This is a genomic window from Brasilonema sennae CENA114 (genome assembly GCF_006968745.1).
GTDB lineage: Bacteria > Cyanobacteriota > Cyanobacteriia > Cyanobacteriales > Nostocaceae > Brasilonema > Brasilonema sennae.
The window spans coordinates 3,650,455-3,665,294 of sequence record NZ_CP030118.1; the positions used below are offsets into that span (position 1 = coordinate 3,650,455).

Here is a 14,840-nt window from a genome sequence, read left to right on the forward strand (position 1 = left end):
TTAAGCGTTAAGCGTGTTTATTCACAGTTAAGGAGACTGGGAGAACTGCATAAGTTAAAAACACGGGCACTTATATATAGAGTGCAACTATATGGGATTGGTTATCCTGGAGTATGCACTCGCCATGGATGTATTATCTAGATACTGGAAAATTTATAGAATAAGTACCAGTCAAAGAGTTGGATACGAACATCGTTCAGTTCCTGCTGCACAGGAGTTTATCCAACAGATTCACAATCTCGCTCCAGCTAATATCCAAGCTGATTTGCTATCCTATTTTGGCGGTGAAAATTCTGTAGTTGATGTTACAAGTCGCGCCAAAGCAGGACTTTGTTTGCGGTCTTATGTTTCTGAACCCATCTTAAGAGCGTGTCAAAAAATTGACAATTTATTCAGTGGTGACAAGTTTTTTACCTACCAGGAATTGCTTAGGTTTGTCTTGGATGACGATGGAGAAACTTTAATTATTGTAGATGGAGATGGAAAAACTCAACTCAAGCTGGATAAGAATGGGGAAAGTAGGACAAGAAGTTACAACTTTTTTTCGCTCAAAATTTTGCAGACATTTAATGCCGATCTAAAGTCTAAAATGAGCTTAGACAATTGGGCATTCTTGAAAACTACACAAAACCCCGAATTAAAAGATTTTTTAGCTGAGTTTGGATTTCAGCACTTCAGTGATTGGGCGCTTCTGAATAGAGTTAGAGTAAAACAATTGGAAAGTTTATCAAAGCGCGATCGCCACTTGGTAGAAGTTTTTCATGCTGTCTATCGTCGTGACAGAGTTCAAAAAAATTCAAAGGGAGTCAGAAAATGTCCAGAACCATCAAGTCCTCAGATGGAAGAAATGCTCAATGAATTGCAAAAAAGAGATATTATTATCAATTCAACTTTTGAGTTAATGACTGAACTCAAACAGGTTGTTCGACAACTCAGACACTATGATATATGGAGTTGTCGAGAATCTTTAGAAGTCCACGATTCTAATACAGGAGGTTATACATATAGAACAGATTTACCCATTAACAATTTTAATGAAGTGGATATAGAAGAGCAGGAAATCTTGGATTTTTTGCACGATCAACTTAGCTTAACCTTGAGTAATGCGATTATGCAAGAAATAGGCGATCGCATAAACTATTTAAAAAAAAGCAAGCATTATAGTATTTTCGCTGAACAATTTATTCCTGGTTTACAGTTATATTACTGTCAGAGTTTATCTCTTAAGGATATTGCACCACAATTGGGAATGACAAGTTGGGATCAAGCTCGACGAGTGTTGAATCCAGGAGAATTGCTCAGTAAAATACGTACCAGAACAGTGAAACAAGTTCTTGATAGTGTTTTAAGCAAGGCTGAGGAAAAAGGTTTAACCAAAATTCCTGCTGAACCAGAATATGTCAAAAAATTAGCCGAAGAGATTGAAGCTTTTGCCGATGAGGAAATCTTTAGAGAAGCGGCAGAAGAAATCAGAGTTGGAAAAGGCCGTTCGATGAATAGCTTATATGCTCAGCAAATTCGCAAATATATAGAATAACGTGCATACAACTTACGCTCATATCCTCAAATCCTTGTCTTGAAGTGAACCCAGGAAAATCTTAAATATAAAACACAAATCAGGAATACAATCATGCTTAATTATCCGGTTAATTCAAATGATATAAGACTTTTGCTCTCAGAAGTTATTTGGCTAGAGCTAGAAGACTTTGACAACGCAATCGATAACAGCAAATTCGTAAATAGCGAAGCACAACAATGGCAAACTTATCTAAATACACTGGCAAGCATTGGTTGTGAAAAATGGCTAAGTACACGCATACCACAAAAAGTGATTTGTAAAGAGACGAATGTTCTTGAGGATATTTATCATCTGCATTTAGGAGATTATAAAATTTGTCCAATTGCGATCGAACATTTGCTGGATGAAGTTGTTAAAATCCCAAGTTCTGCGGCTGTTCATTTTTATGTCGTTGTTGAGGTGTTAGAAGAGGAAGAACAAGTAATTATTAGAGGAGTTTTGCGCTACGACGAACTGATGAATTATCGTAATCAATTCAATTTAGAGCTTCGGGATGGTTATTACCAAGTACCGCTGTCTTTATTTGATACCGAACTCAATCACTTATTGTTCTACTACTATTTCTCGGAACCTTTAGCTATTCCTTTACCTGTAACTTCCGCTCAATCTTCTTTAGTCTCACTCCAGAGGTCTTTGAATAATACCATAACCAAGTTGAGTGAATGGTTAGAGGGAGTGTTTGAACAAAGCTGGCAAACAATTGACACCCTGATAAATCCAGAGGCAAATTTAGCTCTTAGTACTAGAATTACACAAAGAGGTGCTAAAAAAGCTAAACTGATTGACTTGGGGGTGCAACTCGGTTACAAAACTGTGGCTCTTTTGGTAAATATCACAGAGGAAAGCGATGAAAAATTAGGTGTTTTGATCCAGGTACATCCCACGGGTGGAGAAAGATATTTGCCGCCTGATCTGAAATTGACTTTGCTGTCTAAAGCAGGAAAAACCCTTCAGGAAGTCACTTCGAGGTTGCAAGATAACTACATTCAACTAAAATTTTTCAAAGGGGAATCAGGAAAACGCTTTAGTGTTGAGTTAAGTTTAGGAGAAAATAGAAAGGTGAAAGAAGACTTTGAATTGTAATCAAGGGGAAAGAGCATGGCGGGAAAAAAGCCTGTATTTTTCCGTATTATAAAATCCATTGTTTCATTTAAATACCCAGGTAGAAGTTGGATAGCTCAACCAATACTCGCAGCAATTGCGATGTTTGTCTGCGTGCTCATATCACCAGTGTTGGCACAAGCTCCTCTTGTCAATTCTACTGTTCATCAATTTACAATTAGCGAGGGTAAAACACAAGACCTTGTGCAACAGGGTAAAAAACTTTACGAGGCTGGACAGTTTACCCTTGCTGTTAAAGTGTTGCAAGAGGCTTCTGCTGCTTTTAGAACTCAGGGAGATTATTTAGGGGAAGCTGTAACTTTGAGCAATCTCTGTTTAGCTTTTCAACAACTCAGTTTATGGAACCAAGCTGAAAAAGCGATCGCTCAAAGTCTCAATTTATTAAAAAGTTTAAAGAATTCCCAAGAAAGTTCTAATATCCTAGCACAAGCCCTCGATGTGCAAGGACGCTTACAATTATCGCGGGGACAATCTGAAGCAGCATTGACCACTTGGCAACAAGCTGCTGGGATTTATCAGCAAATCAAAGACACTGCTGCATTCACCCGTAACCAGATTAACTCGGCTCAAGCTCTACAAGTTTTAGGACGATACCGTCAAGCAAAGAAAATTTTAACTGAAGTTTCGCAAACTTTTCAAAACCAAAGCGACTCATCAACAAAAGCATCGGGACTATTGAGTCTTGGCAACATTATGCAAGTCGTTGGTGATTTAAAGGAATCTCAGCAGGTATTGCAGCAAAGTTTAGCACTTGCAAAAGCGACGTCGTCTGATCAAATAATCGCTGAAACTCTCTTTAGCTTGGGAAACACTGCCCGTGCCCAGCATGATAAAAAAAAGGCATTGGATTATTACCAGCAAGCTGCAAGTGCTTCAACTGATTCAACTACACGTACTCAGGCACATCTGAATCGACTAAGCCTACTTGTTGAGACAAAGCAATTTGCAGATGCATCAGCATTATCGTCCCAAATCCAATCTGAAATCAACAACTTGCCGGCAAGTCGGATGGTAGTTGAGGCAAAAATAAACTTTGCCCAAAGTTTGATGAAACTAAACTCTTGCACCAGTTGTAAGACGATTCCGCCAAGGGTTGGAAACCCCCCGCGAGTAGCAAAAGTCTTCTCAACAGAACAAAATACCGACTCATCAAAGTTTTTAGTCAATTTTAATGGACTTGGATTATTACCCCGGAACTTCAGTTCTGGGCGGGCGACATTGCTCATGGAGAATCGTGCTACATCTCCCTCATCCCCTTCTGTGCTAGAAACTTCAGCCCAGATACTAGCTAATGCAGTTCAGCAGGCGCAAAGTTTACAAGACAACCGAGCAGAATCTTATGCCCTTGGGACTCTTGGGAATTTGTATCAAATCAATCAGCAGTTTACGGATGCCCAAAAGCTCACTCAGAAAGCTTTAGTTATAGCTCAAAATCTTCATGCATTAGATATAGTTTATCAATGGCAATGGCAACTAGGACGTATATACAAGCAGCAGGGAAATCAAAAAACTGCAATTGCTTACTATTCTGAAGCTTTTAACACTCTCCAAACTTTACGTAGTGATTTAGTTGCTATCAATCCAGACATTCAGTTTTCCTTCCGTGAAAGTGTGGAACCTGTGTATCGGGAGTTAGTCGCATTGCTATTGCAAACAGAGAACGAGAGTATCCAACATCAAGAAAGCCAAAAGTCAGAAAACCAAAAAAATCTGCAGCAAGCTCGTTTTGTAATAGAAGCACTGCAAATTGCAGAATTAGATAATTTCTTTCGCTCAGCATGTTTAACTGCAAAGCAGAAACTTGATCTAATTGTTGATAAAAAAGACTCACGCTCAGCAGTTCTCTATCCAATCATTTTACCAGACCGTTTAGATGTTATTCTCAAATTGCCTAATCAGAACTTGCGGCACTACAAAACTGTCATTGCTGAAAATAAGGTAGAACGTGTTGTAGAAAATCTCACAGAATATTTACGCGATGTCACCAGAACTTCTCAAGTCAAACAGCTATCCCAACAAATATACGACTGGTTAATTCAACCTGCTGAAGCAGAGTTAAGCAAAAGTGGGATCAAAACCCTAGTGTTTGTCCTAGATGGAGCGTTGCGTAACATACCAATGTCAGTTCTCTATGACAAACAACATGAGAAATATCTGGTTGAAAAGTATGCGATCGCGATCGCCCCTGGATTACAACTGCTAGATCCCAAACCATTGCAAAAAGTCAAGTTAAATACCATTATTGCTGGAGTAGCTGCAGAACGGACTATTGAAAACCGCAAGTTTCCTCCGCTCCAAAATGTACCCCAGGAACTGCAACAAATCCAGTCTGAGGTACCCAAAACTGAAGAACTTTTAAATCAAAAGTTTACCGAACATAATCTCCAAAAAGAATTGCAATCAGCTCCCTTTTCTGTAGTTCATCTGGCGACTCACGGTGAGTTTAGTTCCGATCCAGAAAAAACTTTTGTTCTCACCTGGGATAAGTTACTTAAGGTGAAAGAATTTGATCACTTACTGCGATTCAGGGACACAAAAACGTCGAGTGCTATCGAATTGCTTGTGCTGAGTGCTTGTAAAACAGCTGTTGGAGACAAGCGAGCCGCTTTGGGACTTGCTGGAGTAGCTGTACAGGCAGGCGCACGTAGTACACTTGCAACATTGTGGTCTGTAGATGATGAAGCTACCGCCAATTTGATGAGTTGGTTTTACAAAGAATTGAAAGCAGGAGTTAATAAAGCCGAAGCACTCCAGCGTGCTCAACTAGCTGTTTTTGCCCAACAGAAAAGTCCATATTTTTGGGCACCTTTTGTATTAGTGGGGAATTGGCTCTAATGGGAGCAAGCAACAGGAGTGAGCCAAGAAGAACTATGAGGAATCGCAAAGGCTCTACATTTATTGTAAATCTTTGTAAAGACGATACTCCGGAGGAGCCGCCCCTAAGGGGCGATCGCGCTTGCAGGGCAGTTCGAGGATCGCACCCTTTAGTCATGCCGCACTCCCATGAGCGATCGCTACTTCTGAGATTACTGTTTCTATCGTATTTAGATTGAAAAAGTGTAACTTATAGTGGTTTCCTATTTCAGTAAGCAGAACTTTTCGGTCTACTGATATTTGTAAATCTCTTTAGCAGGACAAGAAAGTGCAAATCACCCGACTCACTCAACAAATACAATTCATCATCGAAATCGACAAACTAAAACAAATCCTCCGCCAAACTCTGTTGACTGATGGTTCACGCCGGGAAAATAGTGCAGAACACTCCTGGCATTTGGCAATAATGGCTGTAGTCTTAGCAGAATATGCTCCAGAAGGAGTTGACTTATCGCGTGCCATCAAGATGCTGCTGATTCACGATTTGGTGGAAATTGATGCAGGTGATACCTTCTGTTATGATGTGCAGGGTAACGAAAGCAAGCAAGAGCGAGAAGCTCAAGCAGCGTTGCGTCTATTTGGACTTTTGCCAGCAGATCAAGCAAGTGAGTTACGTTCTGTTTGGGAAGAGTTTGAAACACTGCAAACACCCACTGCTAAGTTTGCAGCAGCCCTAGATCGCATACAACCTTTGCTGCACAACCAGCAAACTCAAGGGGGTACTTGGCGCATTCATAGTGTTACACGCGATCAGGTGATGAAACGGGTAGCGCCTGTGGAGACGGGAACACCAGAACTTTGGTCTTTTGTGCAGCAACTGATTGAAGATTGTATAGCAGCTGGTTATCTTAAATATGCTCCTGCAAGTACTCCAGCAAAATGACACATCTCAAAAAGACAAGGGGGGCGGTATAACGCCCCTTCAAGAATTACACTGTGCCAGATTTGGGCTGCCCCAAGCTTGGGGAATAACTTTTTCTAGACGAGATTTCTCAAAACGACTGATCGCAAATAAATCCTTTGACTGGTTTGCAAACATCTCAGTTGGATCGCCGATTGTAAGTGCTGCCAAATATCCGGCTTCTGCAACTATTTTCTTTACCCTGGAATCATAGTTACCGTAAGGATAAGTAAAATAAATAATAGAACGATTTAATTGAGCTTCAAGTATCTGCTTAGATTCCACAACTTCTTTATATAGCTGTTGATCTGATATTTTTGTGAGGGCAGGATGAGTTCTGCTGTGGGAAGATATTGTAATGAGTGGGTCATTAGCCATAATTCTTAATTGTTCCCAAGTAACATGAGTACGACCAGCATTAACTCCTACACCGCTCGTATGAATAGCAAAAACAGCCGGATAACCATATTTTTTTAATAGAGGATAAGCATATTCATAGTGCCCACCATAACCATCATCAAAAGTCAACAAGATAGGTTTTTTTGGTAATGGGCTTCCTGTTCGCAAGTGAGCAAAAAGTCGATTTAAGCTAATAGGAGTCATCTGAGTCGATTTAATCAGTTCAAAATGTTTCTCTAATTCTTGGGGTGTTATATCATAAATGACTTTCTTGTTTGAGATAATATCGTGATACATAATTACAGGTACTTTAGCTTTCTTTGCAGCTTGGTGTATTGTTGGTAAAGGCTCGGCGGGTATTGATAACACTTTGTCATCTGCAAAAGTCTTAAATAATATTTTTGAACCAGATAATACTTGATTGCCTATAGGCTCAAGTTGCCTAGCTATATTTTGAGACTGGGTACATAATTGTTGATTATTGAGCTGTTTTAAGGAAACTTTTATAATTCGTGATGTCTGAAAGTGCAGACTTTCAAATTCATTTGCAATCACCCGGTATGAACCAAAAAACCAAATACAAACTGTGGACAAAAACGCAATTCCTATGACACGAAACTTTCTCTGATTTTTTGGCACCATTTTTTGATAAGAATTCAGAATTATTCGTAATTATGTTTTTTGACGCACGGAAGTAGGTATAAAATCAGTTTCGTCCAATGCCCTACCTCGGTTTATAATGTTAAGGGTGGACTTACATCTAGTAGTGGTTCCTCAGCGTTGTAGGAAAGTGGCGCATTCCTTGGAGTTTTCGTGAAGCTTGCCCCTGCCCAACAGGTATTTGAGCCAATAGCGCCTAACTAGCTCAAAATTGCTTCCCACTCAGACTCAGAGATTGGTTGCACTTTTAACTCCATACCAAAACAATCTTCAGCAGCAGCAATTAAAGCGGCAATAATCTTCTCAATATCTAAGTTCTGGGGAAAATGGACAGGAGAAAAAGATTCTGTACCAAATACTTGAGTAAATAACTCAGCTGAAGGGTGCAAACGCATAGAACCATGTTGTAAAATAGCTCCACCTCGTCGCAGTTGCGCGCTACCGATCAGTTTAGTACCATCTGGCAAAATTAAATCTGCACCAGTTGCAGTGCCAAAACAGTTGGGGTTGTGGATGTAACCGCGTCCAGCTGTACCGTATTGTAATTCTATGCCGAGCGATCGCCACCCCTGAATCAAAAACTCACAAATTTTTTGGTACACCTGAACGCGACTCCCCACAATTCCAGATGTGACATCAGATGTGACAACAGCGTAGGTTAAATCACCTTGATGTAACACTGCACGTCCTCCTGTAGGACGCCGCACTAAATCCACTTTCTCACCTTGCCAAACCAGATGCTGCCAATGTTCAGGATATTTATGTTGATGGTAGCCTAAAGAAATGGCAGGTGGCGACCAAGTGTAAAATCGCAAAGCAGGAGGATGTCCCGACTGATGCTGTTTTAACAACCAGCTGTCAATCGCCATCTGCACATCACCAGAGGCTTCTAGCAACGGAATGAATCGCCACACTACAGTCAAGCCACACCAAATTCAGATTGTAATATTTCGTCGTTGTTATCGGCGATCGTTGCCACGATAGTAATTAAGCGGGAAGCCTCACCAGCAGACAAATCTGCCAGAGTGCGTGTTGCAAGTACGACAACTTGGTTTTCAATGAAGGCGAAACGCGATTCAAAGGTGCTAGATGCATTCATCTCTAACAACTGTCGCATTAACTTAGGTTCATCTTTGGCAGGTAATTTGAGCACTGCAGACCAAACTGTTAAAGTATCTTCATCAGTTCTTCCAGTCAGTTGGACATACACTTCCACTGTGCCGTACTTGAACTTCCAACGGTAACCACCTTCTGAAGGCTGACTCACCATTGCGCTGTCATCTTGTTCTAGCGTGTCGATAACGTTTTCGATGATCTCCACATAGTTAATGTCGTTTGTTTCTTCGATAATCTCATTGATGAGTTCATCAGTGGATGTGGATTCACTCTCAAGCGTTTCTGGATTGGATTGGTAGCTTGTCATACAGATTTTTGTCTCAACAGCATAATTGTTTCGTCTAGACTACTTTATAGCTTGTGTGCCTGATCATTTTAAGCTCCTTAAGTAGTCAAGGGGAATATTACGAAAATTTGCGATACATTCTAACAATAGCGAGGATGTCTCAATTTATGTCTGTTGTTTCCCAAGCTGCCCAAAGTCATGCCCAAAGTTTTGGAAAATCCCCAGAAGCAGGGTTATGAGTTGAATCGTGCTTTGGTGAGTGTACAAAGGTTGATCAGAAGTCAGGTTGAGCCAAGGTAATTTAATATAACAGAAAAGTAAGGATTCAGGTCTAAACTTGAGTGACCTGAATCCTTACAATAATTTAAAAAACAAGAATAATTTTGAATTTCAATTTTTACTCGCCCCAAGAACAACAGGCACAAGAAAAGAAAAGCCTAACGGTGAAATGCCGTACCAACCTACAAACAGTTAACAAGTCCAAGACGCAGAACTTCCCTTGTGAAGTCACATGAATATCCAATAGAGGCGTCGGCAAGAAACTTACCTGTTTGAGCCTGCTTAGTAACTCCATAGCCACCAAGAATCTCAAGTGCTGTTTGGGCGTTTTTAATTGCCACATCCACAGCAAAAGTCTTAGCTGCTGGTGCCTTCACCATTCCAGCGAGTTGGAGGTTAGTGTCTGCAGTATTTGCTGCCTCCCATACCGTTAATCGCGCAGCCTGGGTATTTATCATCATATCAGCAAGTTTCAAGGCGACTGACTGATGCTGGATAATTGGACGCCCCCAGCTAACCCGCTTTTTGGCATAATCTAAAGCATACTCATATGCAGCGCGAGCCAAACCAACGTAGCAAGCCGCAAGTCCAATAGCCACTTCAGGAAGCAACATGAGAAGTTTTGCCCCCTCCCCCTCTTTGCCAAGAAGATTCTCTGTAGGTACTCGCACGTTGTCAAGATGAATTTCTGCATGATGAGAAGGTTTCCAACCAATCATCTCGGTTCTGTTACCAAATTTCAGACCGGGGGTATTTGCTGGAATGTAGAATATAGACATACTCTCGCCCAAAGGCTTATCGAGAGCGGTGCGTGCAATGATGAAATATGCATCTGCAATCCCAGCATTTGTGACTAACGATGACTTTTTCCCGTTGAGGATGTATGCATCACCATCGCGTTGTGCAAAGGTCTTAAGTCCGATGTTAGGATCTGGTATTGGACAAAACAAATCTGAGGTGGCGACGTTTGGCTCACTTTCTGCAGCACTATACAAGTGAGGTTCCCCGGAACGAACATGCGACAATATTCGCTTTTGCTGTTCACTTGTTCCAGCCCTAGTCACGAAAAGGGACATTGCAGCAGTCAGATTAAAGTAACTAGACGCAATACTGACATCAACTGCACCTAGTTCTTCCAGAACCAAAACCAGATCTACGCACTTTCCACCCAAACCACCGTACTCTTTTGGGAGTAATAATGACGTGAATCCTAGTTCAGTTCCTTTGCGGAACACACTTTGACAGAAATCCCAAGGTTCTATTTCTGGGTTATCAGATTCCTCAATGATTTGAACAATAGGTTTAATCTCTGTTTGGGCAAACTCAAGCGCTTTCGACTGCAACATCCGCTGTTCAAGAGTGAGGCTGAAGTCAATCATGATTTATTTTTTCCTTCATCATTGGATGTTCTTGACGCCATAGGTTAGTAGTCTGCCAACCAAAACTTGGGTGTGGGTTGGGGAAAGGGTAAAAAAAAATAAGACATCTTTCTCCTTTACCCTGACAAGTTTCCTGAGCAAAACACTAGGAGCAATTTGGGATTAACTTTCCATATGGCTCTAGCTAACTATCATATAGCCCTTGAGATGGTAGAAAAATCTTGCCTATAACTCGATAATTTTAGTTTCATATGTTATTTTTCAGTCTTGTAACTCTTACTAGATAAAGTTTTCAGTCTTTGTCGCCTAACTTCAAGACATCGCAATTTAGATAAAAAGATGTCAAAATTACATATAAAAAAATCAACTCCTCATCTCCACTCGCCCTGCAAAGTGAACGCCGCCCAATATGAAGGTTTATTCCATTTCGAGTCTTGCAACAGCTTCAGTTGTGCGGCACGTAGAGCAGCACTAGGTGACTTTCCTTGCTGTAAGATTTGCTTATAAAATTCCTGCATCAATTGTGATGTGCCCTCGTCATCAACTTTCCACAGAGACACAGCCACCCTTTCACTTACTGCATATATCAAGCCTCTTGTCAACCCCACTAATCCTTCACCATTGACATCCTTGCCCAATCAGGTTTCGCAGGCACTCAGTACGACTAAATCAGCGGAAAAATGGAGGTTGAAGATATCACCCAACTGCAGATAACCTTGAATCGGTTTACCAGCTTTGTCTACAAGCGAGAGAATAATTCCTGACAATTCTGGGTTGTTGGGATCTGCAAAGCCGTGGGTAGCAAAATGCAGGAACCGATATTGCGAGAGTTGTTTGTTAGTTGCCCAATTGTAGTTAGCGTCAAAATCAAAAGCTTGCAGGTGATTTGATGTTGGTACAAGTTTCAGTATTGCCTTCGCTTCTTCTGCTGTAGCTGGAAGTCGGTTCAAGGCGTTGCGGTTGAAATTTCTTGCTACTTGCTTAAGGGCAGACTCTTGTAGTTGACTCCTCAAATCCAGTTCAGGACCGAGTCCCTTTGGTTTGCCAGTCAGGCGATCGTCATCTGCGGCGAATACGGGATCTGCTAAGATGGCGAGGGTTTTGGGTGTGGCTTTGCGTCCTTTGAGTTCAAGTCTATGAAAGGCAATAGTTGATGCTGAAGGTAGATTGACTATTTCATGGTTGACGATTAAAGGTTGATAATTGGAAGAAGCAGGTGATTTTCCTGATTCAGTTAATGCGGCAAAGGGAATCGATTGCAAAGGTATTTAGGCATTTGCCCTGAATACTTTGAGGACTAAATTAATCTTTCAATAGGAGATAATATAGCTCACCTTTATTAACAATAGAACCAGCGCGCTCGCCAGCTTGTTTGCCAACACCGATATAGTAATCAACTCTACCCGGAGTTTTGATTGCACCTCCTGTATCTTGGTCGAGAACGTAACGACTGACAAGACGCTGTTCAATTTTCCCTTGATTGATGAAAGGGAAGGGAGCGCGAATAATAGCTAATGCACCGGGAGGCATTAAGGATTTATCTGTGGCAATTGACCTTTCGGGGGTGACTGGAACGTTAAGAATGCCAATAGTTGGGGCGTTTTTTGTATCTTTAAAGAAGATAAATCTGGGGTTACGAGGTAAGTAAATATTTTGGCTGGCGGGATTTTTTTCTAAATAGTTAATAACCTTTTCTAAAGTAATTCCTTCTTTATCTAATTTCCCATCTTTAATTAATTCCTTACCTAAACTAACATAATCATGTTCGGTATTTCCAGCATAGTTAATTGTGGTTTTAGTTCCATCTGCAAATTGTAAAACGGCAGAACCTTGAACTTGGGCAATAAAAGCATCTAACCGCGATTTTAACCAAAATAATTCCAAACCTTTGAGCTTACCCTTATCAGCTTGTAAAGCGTCTGACCCTTCTAATTCTAAACGGGTGGGATGTGGTTTACTCCAGGTGGAAAAATCCTCAGGTAAGCGGTAGATAGGATAACGATATTCGGCGGTTGGCTTGCGACTTGCCTGGTAAATGGGTTTGTAATAACCTGTGAAAACAATAGTTCCTTGGTTATCGGTACCAATAGATTTGTAAAAGACAAATTCTTTGTTGACACTGGCTTGTAATTCTTGGGAATTTTGGGAATTACTGACTAATTCTCGAAATCTTTTCAGGCTTTTTTCTACTCTTTTATTGGTAATTTCGGGAGGAGTATAGTTCTCATAAGCTGTTTTGGCTTCTGAAGTTTTTAGATAATTTAAACTATTGTCAATGGCTTGAATTAAATTTTGTTTATCTCTAGGGTTGCCCCAGATTTGATTATCGAGAAAATAATTTTTATCTGGTGGTAATGATGTTTGTAGAGATAGAGGTTTCGCTGTAGGGATTGCTGGGGTTTCTGTGGCTTTTGGTGTTTGATTGTTTGGAATGATTGGTTGTGGCTGGTTACAAGCTAATAAGGGTAAACAGTAAAGAGAAATTGTCAGAATCAATCTTGCTAATTTATTTTTCTGCTGAAATTGCATAGTTTGATAATTTTTAGGAAATTAACATTCTATACTTCTCCCAGCTACATCAATATAAGTGTGTAGATTTATTACATATATTTTGATTCTTACGTAATTAAATTAGTGCTTTCTTTACTTTACAAGGTGTCCCCGGACTACAGGTATCTCGGCAGACCCCCCTTATGGTTTACATACAAGAATCTTTCTTTTCTCTCTCGGAATAAAAGAAACAATACGAATCTTTCGTTTCAAAACTTAACCCCCTTGGGATACACCCGTGGGGGTTAATAAAAAGTAACTCGTTATTGAAAAGCTATTTTTTAGCGATCATACGATAGTAATGATGCTCAATCTTGCTCTAAAGTTGCGATCACCCTTTGGGTGGCTCCCTGCTGGAGCATCGCCTGCTGCAATTCACTAATAAATTCAGGTTCAGTTGTTTTAGTTAGCAGTTCCTTCAGTGCTGCCAAGTGAGCCATTTTCAAGGCTTGTTCTCCCGGAACTTTGATATCGGGTTCCACACCTGTTCCTTCCCAATTTCTTTGTGTGATTGGATTGACGGAGCGACCTGTGGGAATAAATACATCAAAATGATCGCTTAGAAGCAGAAAGTCACCGGGGTGCGCTCCTCCACCTGTTACTTCACCAACGATGGTGGCGCGTTTGAGTTGCTTTAAATTATTAGCAAATTCTTCTGCGGCTGAAAAACTAAAGGAACTGGTCAACACATAAACATCTTTATCGAGATATCTTTGTCCAGGAACATAGGGCAGTGTCCAGTACTGTTGAACCCGCTCATAATAGACTCCGTTCGCATCTTGTTCTCGCCAGTGTAAATTATTGAGATGCACAAGTTGATGATCGAATAAATAGGTTGAAATCAGGGCAACTGTATCGGGTGAACCACCGCCATTCTGTCGTAAATCGATGATTAAAGCTTCGGTGTTACTCAAAAAATTCATAGCTGCGATCGCCGTTTCTCCAGACAGTTCTGGTGGGACAAATGCCCGCAAATCAAGATAGCCAATATTGCCTGCTAACCGTTCAACTTTATAAAACCCAAAATTTTGCCATCTGGCATAGCGGCGTTTTCTTTGTTGCTCCTCTGGTGCTGTTGGCTTTCCTTGCTCATTAAGCGAAGGCAATGGTTTATAGCTGTAAAACACTTGCAGATGCCGATCAGAGCTAATTGTTTGCATTTGTTGAGTCAAAACTTCTGCTAATTTGATCGCGCTTGTGATGTCAGCATAATTTCCATTTTGCAAGTGAGTCCTGAACTGGGATTTCATTCTTTGAGCCACTTCTGGGAAAATATATTTATCCAGAAATGAAATCAGAGTTTCGATAATCTGCACTCCTACTTTGGGGTCAATTGCCAAATCCGGTTGAGCCAAATCCGGTTTTTGAGAAAAAAGTTGTTCTAAAGGCATGAAGATAGACATGGATTGAGTGTGTTCAAGATTAGGGACTTCCAAGCAATAAAATCACCCAAACAAGAATGATAATCACTCTTGTTTGGGGGTAAGTAGTAAATAGGACTTACGCATTGACAAATACTCTCAATTGTGTGATCAAATCAAGGTAGAACCAATCCACATTTCATCTGTTAAAAAGAGAAAGGATAAAAGTTCCCAAAAAGTCGCTCTTCGTAAGGTTTTGAAAAACGACCATATTGACCGATGCTACCAGTTGTTGACCGAGCGCTGTTCAGGATACCTCTAAAAAACACGAGAG

General features: G+C 40.7%; 11 protein-coding genes and 1 pseudogene. 5 read left to right on the forward strand and 7 right to left on the reverse strand.

The genetic code is table 11. From position 1 onward, the window contains the following. The first annotated feature begins 91 nt into the window (after positions 1 to 91). The 5 genes from DP114_RS15530 (at position 92) to DP114_RS15550 (ending at position 6,458) form a co-directional block, all read left to right on the forward strand. Positions 92 to 1,537: a hypothetical protein gene (locus tag DP114_RS15530; RefSeq protein WP_246163207.1), complete on the forward strand. Its 1,446-nt coding sequence runs from the start codon at positions 92 to 94 to the stop codon at positions 1,535 to 1,537. A 93-nt stretch (positions 1,538 to 1,630) separates the two neighbouring features. Then, the gene (locus tag DP114_RS15535) at positions 1,631 to 2,662 is read left to right on the forward strand and encodes a DUF1822 family protein (protein WP_169264798.1); all 1,032 of its coding nucleotides are present in this window, start codon (positions 1,631 to 1,633) and stop codon (positions 2,660 to 2,662) included. Between the two features lie 15 nt (positions 2,663 to 2,677). Next, positions 2,678 to 5,536 carry a CHAT domain-containing protein gene (locus tag DP114_RS15540; RefSeq protein WP_171976514.1) on the forward strand — a complete coding sequence of 953 codons (2,859 nt, stop codon included), beginning with the start codon at positions 2,678 to 2,680 and terminating at the stop codon, positions 5,534 to 5,536. A gap of 35 nt (positions 5,537 to 5,571) precedes the next feature. Continuing rightward, a complete protein-coding gene (locus tag DP114_RS15545; RefSeq protein WP_171976515.1) occupies positions 5,572 to 5,754 on the forward strand; it encodes a hypothetical protein in 183 nt (60 codons plus the stop codon). An 89-nt stretch (positions 5,755 to 5,843) separates the two neighbouring features. Next, complete coding sequence (locus tag DP114_RS15550) at positions 5,844 to 6,458, forward strand: HD domain-containing protein (protein WP_171976516.1); 615 nt, start codon at positions 5,844 to 5,846, stop codon at positions 6,456 to 6,458. Positions 6,459 to 6,497: 39 nt separating this feature from the next. On the opposite strand, the gene DP114_RS15555 is transcribed toward DP114_RS15550, so the two are convergent. The 7 genes and pseudogenes from DP114_RS15555 to DP114_RS15585 all read right to left on the reverse strand — a co-directional run bounded on the left by DP114_RS15555 (position 6,498) and on the right by DP114_RS15585 (position 14,548). Next, positions 6,498 to 7,517, reverse strand: a complete 1,020-nt coding sequence (locus tag DP114_RS15555) for a polysaccharide deacetylase family protein (protein ID WP_171976517.1) — start codon at positions 7,515 to 7,517, stop codon at positions 6,498 to 6,500. A 218-nt stretch (positions 7,518 to 7,735) separates the two neighbouring features. Continuing rightward, a complete protein-coding gene (locus DP114_RS15560; RefSeq protein WP_171978207.1) occupies positions 7,736 to 8,404 on the reverse strand; it encodes a lipoyl protein ligase domain-containing protein in 669 nt (222 codons plus the stop codon). A gap of 50 nt (positions 8,405 to 8,454) precedes the next feature. Further along, positions 8,455 to 8,958, reverse strand: coding sequence for a YbjN domain-containing protein (locus DP114_RS15565; RefSeq protein ID WP_169264803.1), 504 nt, complete (start codon positions 8,956 to 8,958; stop codon positions 8,455 to 8,457). A 440-nt stretch (positions 8,959 to 9,398) separates the two neighbouring features. Beyond that, positions 9,399 to 10,595, reverse strand: a complete 1,197-nt coding sequence (locus DP114_RS15570) for an acyl-CoA dehydrogenase family protein (RefSeq protein WP_171976518.1) — start codon at positions 10,593 to 10,595, stop codon at positions 9,399 to 9,401. Between the two features lie 371 nt (positions 10,596 to 10,966). Continuing rightward, positions 10,967 to 11,857: pseudogene (locus tag DP114_RS15575) on the reverse strand (CHAT domain-containing protein). A gap of 40 nt (positions 11,858 to 11,897) precedes the next feature. Further along, positions 11,898 to 13,124, reverse strand: a complete 1,227-nt coding sequence (gene mltA, locus DP114_RS15580; RefSeq protein WP_171976519.1) for a murein transglycosylase A — start codon at positions 13,122 to 13,124, stop codon at positions 11,898 to 11,900. A gap of 329 nt (positions 13,125 to 13,453) precedes the next feature. Beyond that, positions 13,454 to 14,548 carry a S41 family peptidase gene (locus DP114_RS15585; RefSeq protein WP_169264805.1) on the reverse strand — a complete coding sequence of 365 codons (1,095 nt, stop codon included), beginning with the start codon at positions 14,546 to 14,548 and terminating at the stop codon, positions 13,454 to 13,456. Positions 14,549 to 14,840 lie beyond the last annotated feature (292 nt).